The following is a 21244-nucleotide window of genomic DNA, read 5'->3' as shown; positions in this document are numbered from 1 at the left end:
GGCGACCCGGCGCACGCCGGGTCGCCGAGGGCTGTCCGGACGTGGAACGGCGGCGGAGAGCTGCTGCTCTCCGCCGCCGCCGGGTGTGCGTGTGAGGTGGTGCGGGCGGGCCGGCTAACCGGTGGTGCCTCCGTTGAACAGCCCGCTGTTACTGCCGTTACTGCTCCCGGTACTGGTATCGCTGGTATTGCTCTCGCTCGGGCTGGCCGAGGACGTGGAACCACCGTCGCTGCCGCAGCTGACGTCCCACTTGCTGCAGGTGCTGGTCGCCGTGGCGGTGGGGGTGGCGGACTGCGTCGCCGTCTTCGTCGGCGTCGCACTCGGGGAAGCGGACTGCGTGACCGAGGCCGACGGGCTCGGGGACGGGGCCCCGGACTCGTTCTGGACCTTGCCGATCTTGGTGGCCTCGGGGAAGGACTCCTCGTCCCCGCTGTTGAACACGCTCTGCATGTACTCGGTCCAGATCGCGGTGGGAATGTCACCACCGTGAATGGACTCGACACCTGCCGTGCCGTTCATGGAGAGGAGCTTCGCGTCCTTGGGGTTCTCCCGGAACATCGCAATCGAGGTCGCCAGCTTCGGGGTGTATCCCACGAACCAGGCCGACTTGTTGCTGTCGGTCGTACCGGTCTTGCCCGCGGCCGTGAGACCGAGTGACTTCGCCTTCGTGGCCGTACCGTTCTGGATCACGTTCTCCAGGACGTCGGTGACGTTGTTGGCCACATTTTCGTCGATCTTCTGCGTGGCCTGGCCCTTGGGCTTTTCGAAGCTCGGTACGTCGACGCCGTCGTGCTGGACGGTCTTCACCGAGTACGGATCGGCCTGCTTGCCCGAGGCCGCGAAGGTCGCGTAGGCGTCGGCCATGCGGATCGCGCTCGGGGTGGAGGTGCCGATGGAGAACGAGGCGTTGAGGGACGCGAAGCCGTTGTTGAGGCCGGCGTTCTCGGCCATCTCCTTCACCTTCGCCAGCCCGACGTCCTCGCCGAGCTGGACGAACGGGGTGTTGATGGACTGCTCCATCGCCTTGCGCAGGGTGATGTAGCCCCAGCGGTAGTTGCTCTCGTTCTCCTGGTAGAAGGGTGTGCCGTCCTTGTTCAGGACCCAGTTGCCGTCGGTGCCCTTGATCTTGATGTGGTCGTTGCCGTTGTACTTGCTCAGCGGGTTGACGCCGACGCCGGCATTGTTGGCCGTGCCGTACTGCATGGCGGCCGCGAGGACGATCGGCTTCATGGTCGAGCCGATCGGGACACCCTGGGTGTTGGCGTTGTTGGTGAAGTGGTTGTTCTCGAAGCCCGCGCCGCCGTAGATCGCGACGATCGCTCCGTCGCCCGGCACCACCGAGGCCCCGCCGAACTGGACGTACTTGTCCTCGTCCCGCTTCTTGGCGTTGATGCGGTCCTTCTGGACCTTCTCGACAGCCTTCTTCAGGGCGGCGACCTTCTTCTTGTTGAAGGTCGTGTAGATCTTGTAGCCGCCCTTGTCGAGCTGCGCCTGCGTGAGCTTGGAGTGGGCCAGCACGTACTTCTTGGCGGTGTCGACGAGGTAGCTGGTCTGGCCGGTCATGCCTGCGGTGGCCTTGAGACCGTCGGGCATCGGGTACGTCTTGATGGCCGCGGCGTACTCGGCGGGGGTCAGGTAGTCGTCGTCCCGCATCTGACCGAGTATCCAGCTCCAGCGTTCCTTGGAGCGTGCCAGGTTTGCCTTGGCGGTCGCCGCGGTGTCGAACTCGGGATGGCCTATCGGGTCGTAGTACGTCGGGCCCTTGAGCAAGGCCGCCAGGAAGGCGCACTCGCTGGCGCTGAGGTCCTTGCAGTCCTTGCCGTAGTACGTCTGGGCAGCGGCCTGACAGCCGTAGGAGTCGCGACCGTAGTACGAGGTGTTCAGGTAGCCCGCGAGGATCTCATCCGGCGTCGCCTGCGCACGGAGCTTTATGGCGATGAACAGTTCCTTGAACTTCCGGGTGACCGTCTGCGACTGGTCGCCCAGGAGGGCGTTCTTCACGTACTGCTGGGTGATCGTGGAACCACCCTGCGTCTCGCCGCCCTTGGCCATATTGATCAGTGCACGCGCGATGCCCATGGCGTCGACGCCGGAGTCGGTCCTGAACGTCTTGTTCTCGGCCGAGATCACCGCGTTCTGCATGGCCTTGGGGATCTGGGCGATCGGCACGATCTGCCGGTTGTCACCGGTGCCGGAGGTCACCATCTGGGTGTTGTCGTCCCAGTAGTACACATTCTTCTGCGACTTCGCCGCGTCCTGCTCGCTGGGAACGCTCACGGTCGCGTACCCGTAGGCCGCGATAGCGAGGATGCCGCCGAAGAACGTCAGGAACAGCCCGGTGACGAGCTTCCAGGACGGCATCCAGCGGCGCCAGCCGCCCTTGCCCCAGCGGGGGTAGTCGACGATCCGCCACTTCGGGGGCTTCTTGCCGCCCCCGCGGCCGCCGCTACGGCCACCGCCGGGTCCGACGGTCACCGGGTCGGAGCTGTTGGCCGCGCGGCGTCTGCCGCCCTGCTGCGCGCGGCGGGCGGCGGCGCGGCCACCGTAGGCCGGTCCGGGATCGGAGGAACCGGGGCCGGGGCCGGAACCGGCCGGGCTGGGGCCGGAACCGTAGCCCTCCGATGGGGAACCGTAGGACTGCGATCGGGGCGCGGGCCGCCGCCCGCCTTGCGGCGGGGGCTGCTGCTGCGCGCCGCGCCGGGCGGCTGCGCGGCCGCCGTCGGGCGACTGCGGCTGCTTGCGACGGTGCTCGCTCATGAACAGCTAACTCCTAGGACAGGCGGCAGCGCCTGAAAGCGGCAAGGATTCAAGGATTCCCGGTCCCCCCGGAGTGCGACGGTATCTCCCGAAGGCCGCACTCCACCAAGGAACAGGACGGCATCTTGCGTCACTCGGTTCCCTGTGATCTGCATGGCGAACAGAGTACGCACGGTCAAAAGGCGCGCTAGGCCAACGTTCATCACATAACGGGGCGGTTGACGTCCCACAGGTTTCCCGATGTGACGCCGCTCACCGTGGGTCGTCTTGCCGGACCCCGAAGCTCGTTCTATCGTCGTGATGTATCGAGTCGATACATCAAGGCGAGATAAGTGGCTGAGTAGGGACTGAGTAGCGACGAGGACCCGTGGACGGGGAGGATGCAGACCATGAGCAAGCGCTCCGGCATCCTTGAGTTCGCCATTCTCGGCCTGCTGCGCGAATCCCCGATGCATGGTTACGAGCTGCGCAAGCGGCTCAACACCTCGCTCGGCGTCTTCCGCGCGTTCAGTTACGGCAGCCTCTATCCCTGCCTGAAAACACTGGTCTCCCAGGGCTACCTGGTCGAGGAGACCGGTGGGCCGGAGGTCGATCCCCTCGCCGCGCCGCTGGCCGGCCGGCGGGCGAAGATCGTCTACCGGCTGACAGTCGCGGGCAAGGAGCACTTCGAAGAGCTGCTCGCCCACTCCGGACCCGATGCGTGGGAGGACGAGCACTTCGCCGCTCGGTTCGCCTTCTTCGGCCAGACGTCACGTGACGTACGGATGCGTGTGCTCGAAGGGCGGCGCAGCCGCCTGGAGGAGCGCCTGGAGAAGATGCGCGCGTCCCTCGCGCGTACCCGTGAGCGGCTCGACGACTACACGCTCGAGCTGCAGCGGCACGGCATGGAGTCGGTGGAGCGCGAGGTCCGCTGGCTGAACGAGCTGATCGAGACCGAACGGGCCGGGAGGACCAAGCCGCCGTTCGGTGATCAGGACTGAGCAGGACTGCTCAGTCCTGAGCAGGACAACTAATGACGATTGAACTTAGACGAGGAGCAACCGTGGGTTCGGTTCGCGTAGCCATCGTTGGCGTGGGCAACTGCGCCGCGTCGCTGGTGCAGGGTGTCGAGTACTACAAGGACGCCGACCCGAACGGCCGTGTGCCCGGCCTCATGCACGTGCAGTTCGGTGATTACCACGTACGTGACGTCGAGTTCGTGGCCGCCTTCGATGTCGACGCGAAGAAGGTCGGCCTCGACCTCGCGGACGCCATCGGCGCCAGCGAGAACAACACCATCAAGATCTGCGACGTCCCGCAGAGCGGCGTGACCGTGCAGCGCGGTCACACCTACGACGGCCTGGGCAAGTACTACCGCGAGACCATCGAGGAGTCCGGCGAGGAGCCGGCCGACATCGTGAAGGTCCTCAAGGACAAGCAGGTCGACGTCCTGGTCTGCTACCTGCCGGTGGGTTCCGAGGACGCCGCGAAGTTCTACGCCCAGTGCGCCATCGACGCCAAGGTCGCCTTCGTCAACGCGCTGCCGGTCTTCATCGCCGGCACCAAGGAGTGGGCGGACAAGTTCACCGAGGCAGGTGTGCCGATCGTCGGCGACGACATCAAGTCGCAGGTCGGCGCCACGATCACGCACCGCGTGCTCACCAAGCTCTTCGAGGACCGCGGTGTCCTGGTCGAGCGCACCATGCAGCTGAACGTCGGCGGCAACATGGACTTCAAGAACATGCTGGAGCGCGAGCGCCTGGAGTCCAAGAAGATCTCCAAGACGCAGGCCGTCACCTCGCAGATCCCCGACCGCGAGCTGGGCTCCAAGAACGTCCACATCGGCCCGTCCGACTACGTGCAGTGGCTCGACGACCGCAAGTGGGCGTACGTCCGCCTCGAGGGCCGCGCCTTCGGCGACGTCCCGCTGAACCTGGAGTACAAGCTCGAGGTCTGGGACTCCCCGAACTCCGCCGGTGTCATCATCGACGCGGTGCGCGCCGCGAAGATCGCCAAGGACCGCGGCATCGGCGGCCCGATCCTGTCGGCGTCCTCGTACTTCATGAAGTCCCCGCCGGTGCAGTACTTCGACGACGAGGCCCGCGACAACGTCGAGAAGTTCATCCGTGGCGAGGTCGAGCGCTGAGCCGCTGAGCCGACCCTTGGTACGACGCGTTTCATGAAGGCCCCCGGGTGGAGCACCCGGGGGCCTTCGCGTCATGTGAGGCTGTGCCCCATGGGTTCGGTGCGGGATCTGAGGGTGCTGCTGCGGCTGCGCGACTTCCGACGGCTGCTGCTGGTGCGGTTGCTGTCCCAGCTGTCCGACGGGGTCTACCAGGTGGCGCTGGCCACGTACGTGGTGTTCTCACCGGAGAAGCAGACCTCGCCGGCCGCGATCGCCTCCGCGATGGCGGTGCTGCTGCTTCCGTACTCGCTGCTCGGGCCGTTCACCGGGGTCCTGCTGGACCGCTGGCGGCGGCGTCAGGTGCTGCTGTACTGCAATCTGCTGCGGGCGGTGCTGTCGGCCGGTACGGCGGTGCTGATGCTGCTGCACGTCCCGGACTGGCTGTTCTATCTGTCCGCGCTGTCGGTCACCGCGGTCAACCGGTTCGTGCTGGCCGGGCTCTCGGCGGCGCTGCCGCGCGTCGTGGACGGCGAGCGGCTGGTGATGGCGAACTCGCTCTCGCCGACGGCCGGCACGCTCGCGGCGACCGCGGGCGGCGGCCTGGCCTTCCTGGTCCACCTGGGCCTGGCCAAGGGCACCGGGGCGGACGCCACCGTGGTGCTGCTCGCGGCGCTGGTCTACCTGTGCGCGGGCCTGGCCGCCCTGACCATGCCACCGGATCTGCTGGGGCCCGACCCCTCGCGCGTGCTGCCCGGAGCGCGCGCGGCGCTCGCGCACACAGCGCGGGGGCTGGCCGACGGGCTGCGTCATCTGCGGATGCGGCCGGTGGCCGCGCGGACGATGGCCGCGATGTCGGTGATGCGCTTCTGCTACGGCGGGCTGACGGTCACAGTGCTGATGCTGTGCCGGTACGCCTGGACCGACACGGGACCGGCCGGCGACCCGGACGGCGGCCTCGCACTCCTGGGACTCGCCGTGGCGGTCTCGGGGGCGGGCTTCTTCGCGGCCGCCGTGATCACCCCCTGGGCGACGGGCCGGCTCGGCACCTCCGGCTGGATCGCGGTCTGCGCGGGCTCGGCGGCAGTGCTGCTGCCCGCGCTCGGGCTGCCCTTCGAGCCCACGCCGATACTGGCGGCGGCGTTCCTCATCGGCGCCGCCACCCAGGGCGCGAAGATCGCCACCGACACCGTCGTCCAGTCCAGCGTCGACGACGCCTACCGCGGCCGCGTCTTCTCCCTCTACGACGTCCTGTTCAATGTGGCCTTCGTCGGCGCCGCCGCGGTCTCCGCCCTGATGCTGCCTCCCGACGGCCGGTCGGCGGTGCTGCTGACCGTGCTGGCGGCGCTCTACGCGGCGGTGGCGTTCGGCATCGCCTCGGGAACGGATTCGGTCCGTGACTGGCTGCGCGTCAGCGCCCGCCGATAACGTACGTGACCTCGATCGTGCATCCGATCGCCAACGAGGGGAACTCCGTGTCGTATCCGCCGCCGCCTCAGGGTGGTTACCCGCAACAGCCGCAGCAGCCGCAGTGGGGACCGCCGCAGCAGCAGCCCTACCCGCCGCAGGGCGGCTACGCGTACCCGCCGCAGCAGCCGCAGGCACCGCAGCCCTATCCGCCGCAGCAACAGCAGCAGCCGTGGGGCGCCCCGCAGGGGCCGATACCGCAGGTGCCGACACCACCGCAGAACGGCGACAACGACAGCATCAAGAAGAACCTCATCAAGATCGTCGCCATCCTCGCGGGCGTGGGCATCGTCTGGGGCGCCTTGGAGTACTTCGACTTCGGCGAGGACACCGCCAAGTACGCCGCGGTCGGCGACTGCATGAAGAACGAGGGCTCGGCCATCAGCCCGGACATGACCATCGTGGACTGCACCTCGTCCGAGGCCACGTACAAGGTGGCCGCCGTGCACAAGAACACCCGGGACACCTCGCTCTGCGCCGAGGGCACCATCGGCTACTCCGAGACCAGCACCACCGGCCGGAAGGGCCACCGGAAGACGAGCACGGTCACCCTCTGTCTGACCGCGGTGAAGTAGCCGCGGGTCGTCATGTTTCACGTGAAACATGACGACGGAGATGGAGGGAGGGGCATGTTTCACGTGAAACATGCCCCTCCCTCCATCGCGTCCAGCCGGGCGACCGGCTATCCGCCCTGCGCCGCCCACCAGTCCTTGAGCGCCGCCACCGCCTCATCCCGGCCCATCGGCCCGTTCTCCAGCCTCAGCTCCAGCAGGTGCTGGTACGCCTTGCCGATCACCGGTCCGGGGCCGACACCCAGGATCTCCATGATCTGGTTGCCGTCGAGGTCCGGGCGGATCGCGTCCAGCTCCTCGCGCTCCTTCAGCTCGGCGATGCGCGTCTCCAGCCCGTCATAGGTACGCGACAGGGCCGCCGCCTTGCGCTTGTTGCGGGTGGTGCAGTCCGAGCGCGTCAGCTTGTGCAGCCGGTCCAGCAGCGGGCCGGCGTCGCGGACGTAGCGCCGCACCGCGGAGTCGGTCCACTCGCCGGAGCCGTAGCCGTGGAAGCGCAGATGGAGCTCCACGAGCTGGGCGACATCCTTCGTGACGTCGTTCGGGTACTTGAGCTTGGTCATCCGGGACTTGGTCATCTTCGCGCCGACCACCTCGTGGTGGTGGAAGGAGACCCGCCCGTCGGACTCGAAGCGCCGGGTCCGCGGCTTGCCGATGTCGTGCAGCAGCGCCGCGAGCCGCAGCACCAGGTCCGGGCCGTCCGTCTCCAGGGCGATGGCCTGCTCCAGGACCGTCAGGGTGTGCTCGTAGACGTCCTTGTGGCGGTGGTGCTCGTCACTCTCCAGGCGCAGCGCCGACAGCTCGGGCAGTACCCGGTCGGCGAGACCGGTGTCGACCAGCAGCCGCAGGCCCTTGCGCGGGTGGTCGGAGAGGATCAGCTTGTTGAGCTCGTCCCGCACCCGCTCGGCCGAGACGATCTCGATCCGGTCCGCCATCGCCGTCATCGCGGCGACGACCTCCGGTGCCACCTCGAAGTCCAGCTGCGCGGCGAAACGCGCGGCCCGCATCATCCGCAGCGGGTCGTCGGAGAAGGAGTCCTCCGGGGTCCCCGGGGTGCGCAGCACCCGCTGTGCCAGGTCGTCGAGCCCGCCGTACGGGTCGACGAACCCGACTCCGGGCAGGGCGACGGCCATGGCGTTCACCGTGAAGTCCCGGCGGACCAGGTCCTCCTCGATGGTGTCGCCGTAGGAGACCTCGGGCTTGCGCGAAGTGCGGTCGTACGCCTCCGAGCGGTATGTCGTCACCTCGACCAGGTAGCCGTCCTTGCGGCAGCCGACCGTGCCGAAGGCGATGCCGACCTCCCAGACGGCGTCCGCCCACGGACGGATGATCTTCAGTACCTGCTCGGGCCGGGCGTCCGTCGTGAAGTCGAGGTCGTTGCCGAGCCGGCCGAGGAGGGTGTCGCGGACCGAGCCGCCGACGAGGGCGAGCCGGAAACCGGCGTCCTGGAAGCGGCGACCGAGGTCTTCGGCCACCGGCGCGACCGTATGAGCGGCCGGCAGGGTCTGGGAGGCATTGTTGGCGTTCGGCACAACAGAAAAGGGTACGTGGCCGGGCGCCCCGCGGCTCCCGGGTTTCCGTCGCCGATCTTGTAGAGCGGTCCCCAGCACTTTGGCTCAGCGGGCATCGTTACCATTCCAGGACGCACATCCGATGACGACGAGGGACGGCCAGCGCGTGGGCGAGGCGGTACAGCACCCCGGGAGACCTCAGGCCCGCTCGCGGCGGCTGCGGCACATGGCCGCACTGCTCGCCGGAGCGTCGCTCTTCGCCGGGCTCCTGCAAGCCCGGGTGGCGCCTCCCGCGTACGCCGACACGGCGAGCGACACCCGCAGCGTCAAGGTGTCCCTGGACTCGCTCTCCCCCACCGTGCCCGTCAAGGGGGGCACGATCACCGTGTCCGGCACCGTCACCAACAGCGGCAAGGAAACGGTGACCGCTCCCCATGTGGGCGTCCGTATGGCCGAGGTCGGCCCGCTGACCAGCCGCAGCGCCATCAGCACCGCTGCGTCCCGCACCGGCTACGTCAAGAGCGACGGATACGAGCTCACCGACCACGAGGCGGCGATCAAAGACCTCCCGTCGGGCGTCAGCCGCCCCTTCACCCTCAAGGTGCCGGTGAGCGCCCTCGGACTGGGCAAGGACGGCGTCTACCAGCTCGGTGTCTCCCTCACCGGCCGGCTCCGCAGCGTCGGCTTCAACCAGATCCTCGGCATTCAGCGGACCTTCCTCCCCTGGTACCAGGCCGGTGGCGCGAAGGCCACCCAGTACACCTTCCTCTGGCCGCTGATCGACCGGCCGCACCTGACGGTGCGCAGCGACAGCGACGACCAGCAGAGCCCGATCTTCCTCGACGACGACCTGGCGGAGGCCCTCGCGCCCGGCGGGCGGCTGCGGCAGATGGTTGAGCTCGGCAGGGACCTCCCGGTCACCTGGGTGATCGATCCCGACCTGCTCGCGACCGTCGACGCGATGACGAAGCCGTACCGGGTCGCGGGCGAGGGCGGTGACCTGGGGCACACCACGACCGGCACCGGCACCGAGGACGCCAAGCAGTGGCTGCTGGAGCTCAAGGCCGCCGTGGCCGACCGCGAGGTCGTGGCGCTGCCCTTCGCCGACCCGGACATCGCCTCCATCGCCCACCACGGCCGCAATGTCTCCGGCACCCTCGGCGACCTGAAGAACGCCACCGACCTGTCGACGAAGACCGTCGAGACCGTCCTGGACATCACCCCGGACACCGACGTCTCCTGGCCGGTGGAAGGCGCCGTCGACTCCTCCATCATCGATGTCGCCACCTCGGCCGGCGCCGACGAGATCATCGCGCGCAGCGACAGCCTCGGCGAGAGCGCCGGCCTCAGCTACACGCCCACCGCCGCCCGCCCGCTCGGCGGCGGCACCACGGCGCTGGTCGCCGACTCGGTGCTCTCCAAGGCCTTCCAGGGCGACATGCTCAACGCCGGGAACGAGACCCTCGCGGTCCAGAAGTACATCGCCCAGACCCTCATGATCACCATGCAGGCGCCGGAGAAGAAGCGCAGCATCCTCGTCGCCCCGCAGCGCATGCCCACCGCGTCCCAGGCGCGGGCCATGGCGGACGCGATCACCGCCGTGACGCAGAGCGGCTGGGCCGACTCGGCCACCTTCGCCGCCGCCACCAAGGCCACCCCCGACCCGGCCGCCAGCCGTACGGTGCCCAGCGGCTCCGCCTACCCCGCGGCGCTGCGCAAGCAGGAGCTGGCAACCTCGGCCTTCCAGACCATCCAGTCCACCCAGACCCGGCTCAACGGCTTCGTGGTCATCCTCAGCGTCCAGGGCCGGGTCAGCGTCCCCTTCGGAACCGCGCTGCTGCGTTCGATGTCCACCCAGTGGCGCGGCGACTCCGGCGGCGCCGAGGACTTCCGTGACGCCATCGGCACCTACCTGACCGAGCTCACCGGACTCGTCCACATCCTCGACAAGGGCGGCACGCTCACCCTCTCCGGGCGCAGCGCGACCATCCCGGTGACCGTGAAGAACGAGCTCGGCCAGGCCGTCACCGGTCTCGAACTGCGGCTCACCTCCGGCCAGGACAACAGCCTCGACATCGGCGACCCCCAGCCGGTCACCGTCGATGGCGGTCACACCCGCTCGCTGAAGTTCGACGCCTCCGCCAAGCGCAACGGCCTGACCACGGTCACCGCGCAGCTCTACACCAAGGACGGCGCCCGCTACGGCGACTCCATGACCTTCCAGGTGAATGTCACCTCCATCACCTCCACCGTCATGCTGGTCATCGCCGGCGGCCTCCTGCTCCTGGTTCTCGCCGGGGTCCGCATGTACAGCCAGCGCAAGCGCAGGGCCGCCGCCGGGACCGCCGAGGGCGCCGGCAGCGACGCGGACGGCGACACCGGCGAGGGTGGCGATGCCGGGCCCGAAGAGCCGGCCGGCCCGGCACCTGACGCTTCCGGCAGCGCCCGCACAAGTAATCCCGCGCACATTCAATAAGGTGGGCCAGTGACGAACGCGCCGTACGACGGTGACCGCAGCCGGGAAGCGTGGGATCAGCAGATCCCCCAGCCACCCGCGCAGCGCCCCGCGCCCGACCCGTATCTGCAGGACACCTACGCCCGGGATCCGTACCAGGGGCAGGACCCGACCGCACAGGACCCCGTCGGCGAAGCCCTCTACGACCGCGCCGCGCATCCGCCGCCGGCCCAGCCGTACCCGCCCTACCCGCCGTACGGGCAGCCGCAGCCGCCCCAGCCGCAGTACGTGGGCGTCGACGAGCTGGTCTCCCACGCGGCCTACGACGGCCAGCCGGAGCAGGACCCGTACGACCACCTCTTCCGTGAACAGCCGCAGCCGCCGGAGCCCCCCTCGGAGCCTGCCCCGGCGGCGGCCGAGCCCAAGGCGGCCGGCCGGGCGAGCAGCCTGCTGAAGTCCAGCGCGCTGATGGCGGCCGGCACCCTGGTGTCCCGGGCCACCGGCTTCCTCAAGACACTGGTGATGGCCACCGCGATCGGTGTCAGCACCCTCAACGACAGCTACCAGGTCGCCAACACCCTCCCGACGATGATCTACATCCTCGTCGGCGGCGGCGCCCTCAACGCGGTCTTCATCCCGCAGCTCGTCCGCGCCATGAAGAACGACGAGGACGGTGGCGAGGCGTACGCCAACCGCCTGCTGACCCTCGTCATGGTGGGCCTGGCCGCGGTGACCGCGATCTGTGTCGTCTTCGCCCCGGCGTTCATCCAGATGATGTCCCATGACATCGCGTCAGATCCGGTCCGGATGGAGATCGCGGTCTCCTTCGCCCGCTACTGCATCCCCACCATGTTCTTCATGGGCGTCCATGTGGTGCTGGGTCAGATCCTCAACGCACGCGGCCGGTTCGGCGCGATGATGTGGACCCCGGTCCTCAACAACATCGTCATCATCGCCACCTTCGGCGCCTTCATCTGGGCCTTCGGCTCGTACTCCAGCACCGGCATGGACTCGTCGAAGATCACCCCCGAGGGTGTCCGGCTGCTCGGCATCGGCACCCTGCTCGGCCTGACGGTCCAAGCTCTGGCCATGGCCCCGTATCTGCGCGACGCGGGCTTCCGGATCCGGCTGCGCTTCGACTGGCGCGGGCACGGCCTGGGCAAGGCCGCCAAGCTCGCCAAGTGGACCTTCTTCTTCGTCCTCGCCAACCAGCTCGGCATGATCGTCCTCACCCAGTTCGCCACCGCCGCCGGCTCCCAGGCCGCGGACCAGGGCTTCAAGGGCACGGGCATCACCGCCTTCAACTACGCACTGGCGCTCTGGCAGATGCCGCAGGCCATCATCACGGTCTCCGTCATGACCGCCGTCCTGCCCCGCATCTCCCGGGCGGCCGCCGACGGCGACGCCGCGGCCGTGCGCGACGACCTCTCCTACGGGCTGCGTACCTCCGGCGTCGCGATCGTCCCGTGCGCCTTCGCCTTCCTCGCCCTCGGCGCCCCCATCTCCACCCTGCTGTACGCGGGCGCGGACAGCGGCGCCCTCAACATCGGCTTCGTCCTGATGGCCTTCGGCCTCGGCCTGATCCCGTACTCGGTGCAGTACATCGTCCTGCGCGGCTTCTACGCGTACGAGGACACCCGTACTCCCTTCTACAACACGGTGATCGTCGCCGCCGTCAACGCCGTCGGCTCCGCCGTCTGCTATCTGACACTCCCCGCACGCTGGGCCGTTGTCGGCATGGCCGGGACCTACGGACTCGCCTACATGGTCGGCGTCGGAATCGCCGTCAGGCGGCTGCGCAAGCGCCTGGGCGGCGACCTCGACGGCAAGCGTGTCGTACGGACCTACGCCCGGCTGGTGGGCGCGGGCATTCCGGCTGCCGCCCTCGCGGGCGCCGCCGTCTACGGCATCTCGCACACCCTGGGCCACGGCGCGCCCGCATCGCTGCTTTCGGTGGTCCTCGGCGGCGGAATCCTGCTGGGAGTCTTCTTCGTGGCGGCGAAACGTATGCGAATCGAGGAGATGACGGCGATGGTGGGCATGGTCCGCGGCCGACTGGGACGCTGACCGCGTCCGCACAACTTTCACAGCCCGCCGCGTGTCGTGCATAGCGCCGGACTGTTGGCACAATTGTCCTTGGCGGTGTTGTCAGGATCTTGCAACGGATGGGGAGGCAGGAACGACGGTGGCGGAACGGAGCACGGCTGCCGTCGGAGTGGCCAACGAGAGCGGCGACACCAAGCCGCTCACCGCCCAAGCGGACAGTGCCACGGCCGACGACGCGACGAAAGACCTGAGCGAGATCCCCAAAGAGACAACGGCGCCGCCCAAGTCCCCTGAGGACAAGTCCCCGGAGGACAAGGGCGAGCAGACCGCAGAGACCGCAGAGGCCACAAAGAGCTTGCCGAGTACGCCAAGTTCGCCAACTGCGCAGAACACGCCCGCCGCTGAGCCGCCGGAGCTCCACAGCGGCCACAAACTCGCCAGGCGTTACCGGCTGGAGGAGTGCGTCACCCGGGTCGACGGCTTCAGCAGCTGGAGAGCGGTCGACGAGAAGCTGCGCCGCGCCGTGGGCATCCACATTCTTCCCTCGGACCACAGCCGGGCCCGTCCGGTGCTCGCCGCCGCGCGCTCGGCGGCGCTGCTCGGCGACCCGCGCTTCGTCCAGGTCCTCGACGCCGTCGAGGAGAACGACCTCGTCTACGTCATCCACGAGTGGCTCCCCGACGCCACCGATCTGACGGCGATCCTCGCCTCGGGTCCGCTGGAGCCGCACGACTCCTACCAGATGGCCAGTCAGATCTCTCAGGCCATGGCCGCCGCCCATCGCGAGGGGCTCGCGCATCTGCGGATCAGCCCGGACTGCGTCCTGCGCACCGAGTCCGGTCAGTACCGCATCCGCGGCCTGGCCGTCGCGGCGGCGCTGCACGGGGTGAGTTCCGACCGCCCGCAGCGCGAGGACACCGAGGCGATCGGTGCCCTGCTGTACGCGTCCCTGACCCGGCGCTGGCCCTATCCCGAGGACGAGCACGGGCTGAACGGGCTCCCCAAGGACGTCGGCCTGGTCGCCCCCGACCAGGTGCGGGCGGGGGTGCACCGCGGGCTGTCCGAGCTCGCGATGCGGGCCCTGGTCAACGACGGCGCGACCGCGTTCCGTGAACTGCAGCCCTGCACCACCCCGGAGGAGCTCGCGAAGGCGGTCGCCGCGATCCCCAAGATCCGGCCCCCGGAGACCGTGCCCTCGGCCTCGCCCTACCAGCGCACCACCTACCAGCAGGGCGCCTACCGCCAGCCCCCGGCCCGCCAGGTGCCCCCTGGCGCTCCGCCCACCGCCCCGCTGCCGGTCGGGCCGCCGCCGGCCCTGCCCGGGGGCCGTACGGGCAAGGCCCTGAAGTGGGCCGTCTCCAGCCTCCTCATCGCGGCCCTGGGCCTCGGCAGCTGGCAGCTCGCGGACGCCCTCATGAACGGCGGCGACCAGTCCAGCGGCAACGGCACCACGACCGCCAGCACCTCACCGTCGGCCAGCGGCAGCGGTGGCACGGACCAGACCGGCTCGGGCAAGGCGATCAGCATCGCGGGCGCCAAGGACTTCGACCCCGAGGGCACGGACGGCGGTGTCGAGACCCCCAGCAAGGTGTCGCTGGCCTATGACGGCAAGACGGCCACGTACTGGGAGACCAGCTGGTACTCGCGGGCCGACTTCGGCGGCCTCAAGTCGGGCGTCGGCCTCATCCTCGACCTGGGCAAGACCCAGCAGGTCGGCTCGGTGAAGGTCGACTTCATAGGGGACACCACCTCGGTGGAGCTGCGGGCCGCGTCCTCCGACACCTCGTCCATGCCCGACAGCCTGAGCGACTTCTCCAAGGTCGCCTCCGGCACCGGCAGCAAGGTGACGCTGAAGCCGGGCAAGGCGGTGAAGGCACGGTACGTTCTGGTCTGGCTGACCAGTCTGCCGCTGACCAGTGACGGCACATATCGCGGCAAGGTGTCCGAGATCACCGTCACAAGCTGAGCTGAGAGCGGGGGAGCGTGGCAGAGCCAGGTGCGGGCGGGGAGGTCAGCGACAGCGACCTCCTCGCCCGTCATGTCGCGGGGGACCCGGATGCCTTCGCTGAGATAGTCCGGCGCCACCGCGACCGGCTGTGGGCGGTGGCGCTGCGCACCCTGGGGGACCGCGAGGAGGCCGCTGACGCCGTGCAGGACGCCCTCGTCTCGGCCTTCCGGTCCGCCCACACCTTCCGGGGCCAGTCGGCCGTCACGACCTGGCTGCACCGGATCACCGTCAACGCCTGCCTGGACCGGGCCCGCAAGGCGGCGTCCCGCCGCACCGCCTCCGTCATCGACGAGAGGCAGTTCGAGGATCTCCTCGAACCCCATGAGTCCGCCGCCGCCCCTGCCGAAAGGGGCGAGCTGCACCGTGAACTCATCCTCGCACTCGCCACGCTGCCACCCGAGCAGCGCGCCGCCCTGGTCCTGGTCGACATGCAGGGCTACCCGGTTGCCGAGGCCGCCGCCGTCCTGGCGGTGCCCGCCGGCACCGTGAAGAGCAGATGCGCGAGAGGCCGGGCCAGACTCCTCCCGCTCCTCACTCATCTGCGCGCCGGCACCGGGGGTAGCGGTGAGGCGGGTGGGGGAAGGAACCGGACCGAGGGGTCATCCGTCCCAGAGACGGACACCGGACAAGGGCAGAGCCGACAGCAGGACCATGATCAGGGCCTCACGAAGGGCGGAGGTGGGCACCAGTGACTTCGACCACCGGCACGACCGGCACGGACGAGCATCCGGAGGTCGCTGAGATCTCAGCCCTCGCCGAGGGAATCCTCCCGCCCGACCGCTCCGCCGATGTACGCGGACACCTCGACGACTGCGTGCTCTGCGCCGACGTACGCAGCTCACTGGACGAGATCCGCAGCCTGCTCGGCACCCTCCCCGGCCCGCCCCGGATGCCCGCTGACATCGCAGGCCGGATCGACGCGGCGCTGGCGGCGGAGGCACTGCTCGATTCCGCGCCGCGCGGAGCTGATGTTTCACGTGAAACAGCGGACCCGGTCGCAGCGCCTACGTCTGTTTCACGTGAAACAACGCCCGGCCCCGACCGCCCCAGTGGTCACTCGTCCGCCCCCAGCGGCCCAGGCCGCCCCCACTCCCGTACCCGTCGCCGCGTGGCCAAGGGGCTGCTCGTCACGGCCTCGGTGACCGTCCTGGGTTTCGGCGGCTACCTCTTCACCCACTCCCTCAGCATGGACGGCGGAGCCAGTAGCACCAGCGACGCCGCCGGCTCCGCCGCGGCCAAGGGCCACCAGAGCCTTCAGGATCGCGTGTACGAACTCCTGGGCGCCGCGCCGGCCGCGTCGGGCGAGGGCTCGATGCATGCCTTCGGCTCGGGCAAGGAGCCCGAGCCGTACCTGACCAACTCCACCTCCGCAGCCCTTCCGGACTGTGTGAGGCAGGGCATCGGCCGCTCCGAGGACCCGCTGGCCTACGACCACGGCACCTACGAGAACACCGACTCCTACCTCGTTCTCCTCCCCGACACCGCCGATCCGGCCAAGGTCGACGGCTATGTGGTCGACGCCTCCTGTACGAAGTCCACGCCGGCCTCCGCGGGCAAGGTGCTGAGCAAGGACACGTACGCGCGATAGCGGCGGGGCAGGCGCGGGAATGCCGGGCCCGTAGGATCCGTTAGGCGGGATGGACACAGTCCCCCGGCAGGGTCCAACAGCAGTCGGCAGAGACGAGGAAGAAACCCGTGACGACCGTCCGTAACGTCATCATCATCGGATCCGGGCCTGCGGGCTACACGGCCGCGCTCTACACCGCCCGTGCGTCCCTGAAGCCGCTGGTCTTCGAAGGCGCGGTCACGGCGGGCGGTGCGCTGATGAACACCACCGACGTCGAGAACTTCCCCGGCTTCCGTGACGGCATCATGGGCCCCGACCTCATGGACAACATGCGGGCCCAGGCGGAGCGCTTCGGCGCTGAGCTGATCCCCGACGATGTGGTCGCGGTCGATCTGAGCGGCGACATCAAGACGGTCACCGACTCCGCCGGCACGGTCCACCGGGCGAAGGCCGTCATCGTCACCACCGGCTCGCAGCACCGCAAGCTGGGCCTGCCGCGCGAGGACGAGCTGTCGGGCCGTGGTGTGTCCTGGTGTGCCACCTGTGACGGCTTCTTCTTCAAGGAGCACAACATCGCCGTCATCGGCGGTGGCGACACCGCGCTGGAGGAGGCGACCTTCCTCTCCCGTTTCGCCAGCTCCGTGACCGTGGTGCACCGCCGGGACTCGCTGCGGGCCTCCAAGGCGATGCAGGAGCGCGCGTTCGCCGACCCGAAGATCAAGTTTGTGTGGGACAGCGAGGTCGCCGAGATCCACGGCGACAACAAGCTCTCCGGTCTGACCCTGCGCAGCACCAAGACCGGCGAGACCTCCGAGCTGCCCGTGACCGGACTGTTCATCGCCATCGGCCACGACCCGCGCACCGACCTGTTCGCCGGTGTGCTCGACCTCGACGACGAGGGCTACCTCAAGGTCGACGCCCCCAGCACCCGGACGAACATCCCCGGCGTCTTCGCCGCGGGCGATGTCGTGGACCACACCTACCGCCAGGCGATCAGCGCGGCCGGCACCGGCTGCTCCGCCGCCCTGGACGCCGAGCGCTACCTCGCCGCCCTGAGCGACGCCGAGGCCGGGCAGGCCCGCGAGCCGGAGACCGCCGTCGCGGTCTGACACCTTGAAGTCCGAACGCCTTGAACCCCGAAGCCTGAAGCACCTACCAGAACACTGAGGAGAACGCAGTGGCCGGCAAGACCAAGATCGTGACCGACGCGACCTTCGACGAGGAAGTCCTGAACAGCGACAAGCCCGTCCTCGTCGACTTCTGGGCGGCGTGGTGCGGCCCGTGCCGCCAGATCGCCCCGTCCCTGGAGGCGATCGCCGAAGAGCACGAGGACCAGATCACCATCGTCAAGCTGAACATCGACGAGAACCCGGCCACCGCCGCCAAGTACGGTGTGATGTCCATCCCGACCCTCAACGTCTACAAGGGCGGCGAGGTCGTGAAGACCATCGTCGGCGCCAAGCCGAAGGCCGCGATCGAGCGCGACCTCTCCGACTTCATCGGCTGAGGCTGAGGCTGAGGCTGAGACTGAGGCTGACGTTTCACGTGAAACGGGCCCGCTCCATCCGGAGCGGGCCCGTTCGCGTTCACAGAGGTCTGAGCACGGGTTCCTTCTGGACCGCTCCCAGGAGACGGTCGATGGCCATCTCGACGTCCTCCTTCCAGGAGATCGTCGTACGCAGCTCCAGCCGCAGCCGGGGGAATCGGGGATGCGGACGGATCGTCTTGAAGCCCACCGCCAGCAGATGGTCGGCGGGCAGCACGCATCCGGGCTCCTCCCACCGCGCGTCACCGAAGGCCTCTATCGCCTTGACGTTCCGCCGCACCAGATCCTTGGCGACCGTCTGCACCAGCACCCGGCCCAGCCCCTGGCCCTGATAGCCGGGCATGATCCGGGCCGTCATCAGCTGTACGGCGTCAGCGGCGACCGGGCTCGTCGGGAAAGCCAGGGAGCGCGGCACATACGCCGGAGGCGCGTAGAGCACGAACCCAGCCGGGACGTCATCCACATACACGACCCGTCCGCACGAGCCCCACTCCAGCAGGACGGCGGAGATCCACGCCTCCTTCTCCAGCTCGGGCTTGCCTGCCTGGACCGCGGCCTCGCCGCTTACCGGGTCGAGCTCCCAGAAGACACACGACCGGCAGCGCTTGGGGAGGTCCGGAAGGTTGTCCAGCGTGAGCGGAACGAGCCGACGCCCCATGTGGTCAGACCCTCGTTTCTGTCGTGGACCCAACTGCCGACGAAGCCGCCCACGGCGCCCAGGCCCAGTCCCGCCGCCACCAGCGTCACCGTCTGCCACTCGTGCTCCACCCCGCTGCGCCGCACGGACTGCATGGGCTTCCCTCCCCGGAGGTGCCGCTCCATCTCTTACGCATCGTAGCTGTGAGAGGACAAGTCCGACACCGACGGCAAGCAAAGAGCGGGCCCGATCCCTCCCGGAATCCGGCCCGCTCCCTGCACTCTGCCTGTTTTATTCGTCGTCTTCCGCGAGTTCTCCGGACTCGTCCGTCAGGGTGCTCTCCAGCACCCTGCCCTCGCCGGGCGCCAGGGTGCCGAGGATGCGCTCCAGATCCTCTATCGAGGCGAACTCGACGACGATCTTCCCGCGCTTCTGGCCCAGGTCGACCTTCACCCTGGTGTCGAACCGGTCGGACAGCCGCAGCGCCAGATCGGTCAGCGCCGGCGCCAACCGCCTGCCGGCCCTCGGTCCGGCGGTCTTCTTCGCCGCCTTGGGCTCCGCGTTCATCAGGTGCACGATCTCCTCGACCGCACGTACCGACAGCCCCTCGGCCACGATCCGGCTCGCCAGCCGGTCCTGGTCCTCGACTTCCTCCAGGGACAGCAGGGAGCGGGCATGCCCGGCCGAGAGCACTCCGGCGGCCACCCGGCGCTGCACGGGGGCGGAGAGCTTGAGCAGCCGCAGGGTGTTGGAGACCTGGGAGCGGGAGCGGCCGATACGGTCGGCCAGCTGCTCATGGGTGCAGGAGAAGTCCTGCAGCAACTGGTCGTAGGCGGCCGCCTCTTCCAGCGGGTTGAGCTGGGCGCGGTGCAGGTTCTCCAGGAGGGCGTCCAGGAGAAGCTTCTCGTCGTCCGTGGCCCGCACGATCGCGGGGATCCGCTCCAGGCCGGCCTCACGGCAGGCCCGCCACCGGCGCTCGCCCATGATGAGCTCGTAGCGCTCGGAGCCGGTCTGGCGCACCACGACCGGCTGCAGCAGACCGACCTCCTTGATGGAGGTGACGAGTTCGGCGAGCGCGTCCTCGTCGAAGACCTCACGCGGCTGGCGCGGGTTGGGCGTGATGGAGTCGATCGGCAGCTCGGCGAAGTGCGCGCCCGCGACCTCTGCCGGTGCCGGATACTCCGGGGCGGCCTCGTTCTCCCGGGAGACCGGGATGACGGCCACCGGTGCCTCGGTGTGCTGCCCGTTGCGCTCCGTCAGGCCGGCCACCTTGGCGGCGGCGATTCCCCGCTCCGCGGTCAGAACCTGCGCCCCCGAGGGCGAGGCGGCTGTCGCCACGGCCGTCGCGGCCGCCTTGTCCGCGCTGGTCGGCGCGGCCGGAATCAGCGCGCCGAGACCACGGCCGAGTCCTCTGCGTCGCTCACTCACTGGATCCCCTCCGACATGCTGTGCTCGTTCATTGAGTTGAATTCCGGGGTGCCCGGAATACCGCGCAGCGCCATCTCCCGCGCGGCTTCGAGATAGGACAGCGCTCCGCTGGATCCCGGGTCGTACGTCAGCACGGTCTGACCGTAGCTGGGCGCCTCCGAGATACGGACCGAACGCGGGATGCTGGTGCCCAGCACCTCCCTGCCGAAGTGCGTTCGCACCTCGTCCGCCACCTGCGACGCCAGCCGGGTCCGGCCGTCGTACATGGTCAGCAGGATGGTGGAGACATGGAGCTTGGGGTTGAGGTGGCCGCGGACCAGCTCGACGTTCCTCAGGAGCTGTCCCAGACCCTCCAGGGCGTAGTACTCGCACTGGATCGGGATGAGCACCTCAGCCCCGGCCACCAGGGCGTTGACCGTCAGCAGGCCGAGCGAGGGCGGGCAGTCGATGAGGATGTAGTCGAGCGGCTGCTCATAGGCCGCGATGGCCCGTTCCAGACGGCTCTCCCGGGCCACCAGGGAGACCAGCTCGATCTCCGCGCCGGCCAGGTCGATCGTGGCGGGCGCACAGAACAGCCCTTCCACATCGGGGACGGGCTGGACGACCTCGGAGAGCGGCTTGCTCTCCACCAGGACGTCATAGATCGACGGCACCTCGGCATGGTGATCGATGCCCAGGGCCGTGGAGGCGTTGCCCTGCGGGTCCAGGTCCACGACCAGGACCCGGGCCCCGTGGAGGGCCAGCGAGGCGGCCATGTTGACCGTCGTGGTGGTCTTGCCGACGCCGCCCTTCTGGTTGGCGACGACGATCACCCGTGTCTCGGCTGGGCGGGGGAGTCCTTCTCCGGCCCGTCCCAGCGCCTCGACCGCCAGTTGGGCGGCACGGCCAATGGGGGTGTCGTCCATCGGGGGCGGTGTTTCACGTGAAACATCCTCCCCATACGACTCGGTGCGGGGACCGGGGACCGGATCGGTCATCGGTCCCGCGATGTTGGCGTCGGACCGCAAGGATTCACTCTCCTCGACAACTGCAAGCTCGCGATGAACAGAGCCTGCCATGCTTTCGGGGTTGTGAACCAGTGAGGCCCGATCTCCTGTGGATGAATCCACCGGTTGAGTCGTCTGAGCGGCCCTGAACGAGCGCGATTCGGCC

Annotated in this window: 16 protein-coding genes; 11 read left to right on the top strand and 5 right to left on the bottom strand. The window is 69.1% G+C overall.

Features of this window, described 5'->3' with window-relative positions; all coding sequences use genetic code 11:
* Positions 1–114 precede the first annotated feature (114 nt).
* Positions 115–2757, bottom strand: a complete 2643-nt coding sequence (locus tag OG607_RS22600; protein ID WP_405726303.1) for a transglycosylase domain-containing protein — start codon at positions 2755–2757, stop codon at positions 115–117.
* A gap of 389 nt (positions 2758–3146) precedes the next feature.
* Here OG607_RS22600 and OG607_RS22595 point away from each other — a divergent pair, with 389 nt between their 5' ends.
* The 4 genes from OG607_RS22595 to OG607_RS22580 all read left to right on the top strand — a co-directional run bounded on the left by OG607_RS22595 (position 3147) and on the right by OG607_RS22580 (position 6900).
* Positions 3147–3737 carry a helix-turn-helix transcriptional regulator gene (locus OG607_RS22595; protein WP_405726300.1) on the top strand — a complete coding sequence of 197 codons (591 nt, stop codon included), beginning with the start codon at positions 3147–3149 and terminating at the stop codon, positions 3735–3737.
* Between the two features lie 62 nt (positions 3738–3799).
* Positions 3800–4882: an inositol-3-phosphate synthase gene (locus OG607_RS22590; protein ID WP_405726297.1), complete on the top strand. Its 1083-nt coding sequence runs from the start codon at positions 3800–3802 to the stop codon at positions 4880–4882.
* A 90-nt stretch (positions 4883–4972) separates the two neighbouring features.
* The gene (locus OG607_RS22585) at positions 4973–6286 is read left to right on the top strand and encodes an MFS transporter (protein ID WP_405726294.1); all 1314 of its coding nucleotides are present in this window, start codon (positions 4973–4975) and stop codon (positions 6284–6286) included.
* Between the two features lie 5 nt (positions 6287–6291).
* Positions 6292–6900 (top strand): hypothetical protein, encoded by a 609-nt coding sequence (locus tag OG607_RS22580; protein WP_405726291.1) that lies wholly within the window; start codon positions 6292–6294, stop codon positions 6898–6900.
* Between the two features lie 107 nt (positions 6901–7007).
* Here OG607_RS22580 and OG607_RS22575 read toward each other — a convergent pair whose 3' ends face one another.
* Positions 7008–8426 carry a CCA tRNA nucleotidyltransferase gene (locus OG607_RS22575; RefSeq protein ID WP_405726288.1) on the bottom strand — a complete coding sequence of 473 codons (1419 nt, stop codon included), beginning with the start codon at positions 8424–8426 and terminating at the stop codon, positions 7008–7010.
* A gap of 121 nt (positions 8427–8547) precedes the next feature.
* Here OG607_RS22575 and OG607_RS22570 point away from each other — a divergent pair, with 121 nt between their 5' ends.
* The 7 genes from OG607_RS22570 (at position 8548) to trxA (ending at position 17988) form a co-directional block, all read left to right on the top strand.
* Positions 8548–10881 (top strand): DUF6049 family protein, encoded by a 2334-nt coding sequence (locus OG607_RS22570; RefSeq protein WP_405726285.1) that lies wholly within the window; start codon positions 8548–8550, stop codon positions 10879–10881.
* 9 nt (positions 10882–10890) lie between these two features.
* Positions 10891–12927, top strand: a complete 2037-nt coding sequence (gene murJ / locus OG607_RS22565; protein ID WP_405726282.1) for a murein biosynthesis integral membrane protein MurJ — start codon at positions 10891–10893, stop codon at positions 12925–12927.
* 118 nt (positions 12928–13045) lie between these two features.
* The gene (locus OG607_RS22560; RefSeq protein ID WP_405726279.1) at positions 13046–14872 is read left to right on the top strand and encodes a serine/threonine protein kinase; all 1827 of its coding nucleotides are present in this window, start codon (positions 13046–13048) and stop codon (positions 14870–14872) included.
* Between the two features lie 17 nt (positions 14873–14889).
* On the top strand, positions 14890–15606 hold the full coding sequence (gene sigM / locus OG607_RS22555; RefSeq protein ID WP_405726276.1) for an RNA polymerase sigma factor SigM: 717 nt from the start codon (positions 14890–14892) through the stop codon (positions 15604–15606).
* On the top strand, positions 15603–16502 hold the full coding sequence (locus OG607_RS22550) for a hypothetical protein (protein WP_405726273.1): 900 nt from the start codon (positions 15603–15605) through the stop codon (positions 16500–16502). The genes sigM and OG607_RS22550 overlap by 4 nt, the downstream gene beginning before the upstream one ends.
* A 107-nt stretch (positions 16503–16609) precedes the next feature.
* Positions 16610–17590 carry a thioredoxin-disulfide reductase gene (trxB, locus tag OG607_RS22545; RefSeq protein WP_405726270.1) on the top strand — a complete coding sequence of 327 codons (981 nt, stop codon included), beginning with the start codon at positions 16610–16612 and terminating at the stop codon, positions 17588–17590.
* Positions 17591–17658: 68 nt separating this feature from the next.
* Positions 17659–17988 (top strand): thioredoxin, encoded by a 330-nt coding sequence (trxA, locus tag OG607_RS22540; protein ID WP_405726267.1) that lies wholly within the window; start codon positions 17659–17661, stop codon positions 17986–17988.
* A gap of 79 nt (positions 17989–18067) precedes the next feature.
* Here the strand turns inward: trxA and OG607_RS22535 are convergent, their stop codons facing one another.
* The 3 genes from OG607_RS22535 to OG607_RS22525 all read right to left on the bottom strand — a co-directional run bounded on the left by OG607_RS22535 (position 18068) and on the right by OG607_RS22525 (position 21150).
* Entirely contained in the window at positions 18068–18685 is a 618-nt protein-coding gene (locus OG607_RS22535; RefSeq protein ID WP_405726264.1) for a GNAT family N-acetyltransferase, read from the bottom strand.
* A gap of 270 nt (positions 18686–18955) precedes the next feature.
* Entirely contained in the window at positions 18956–20092 is a 1137-nt protein-coding gene (locus tag OG607_RS22530) for a ParB/RepB/Spo0J family partition protein (RefSeq protein WP_405726261.1), read from the bottom strand.
* A complete protein-coding gene (locus tag OG607_RS22525) occupies positions 20089–21150 on the bottom strand; it encodes a ParA family protein (protein ID WP_405726258.1) in 1062 nt (353 codons plus the stop codon). The genes OG607_RS22530 and OG607_RS22525 overlap by 4 nt, the downstream gene beginning before the upstream one ends.
* Positions 21151–21244: the final 94 nt, after the last annotated feature.

Source organism: Streptomyces sp. NBC_01537 (genome assembly GCF_045040445.1).
Classification (GTDB): domain Bacteria; phylum Actinomycetota; class Actinomycetes; order Streptomycetales; family Streptomycetaceae; genus Actinacidiphila.
Note: the sequence above shows the minus strand (reverse complement) of the source record. Positions and strands in the feature narration are given on the sequence as shown.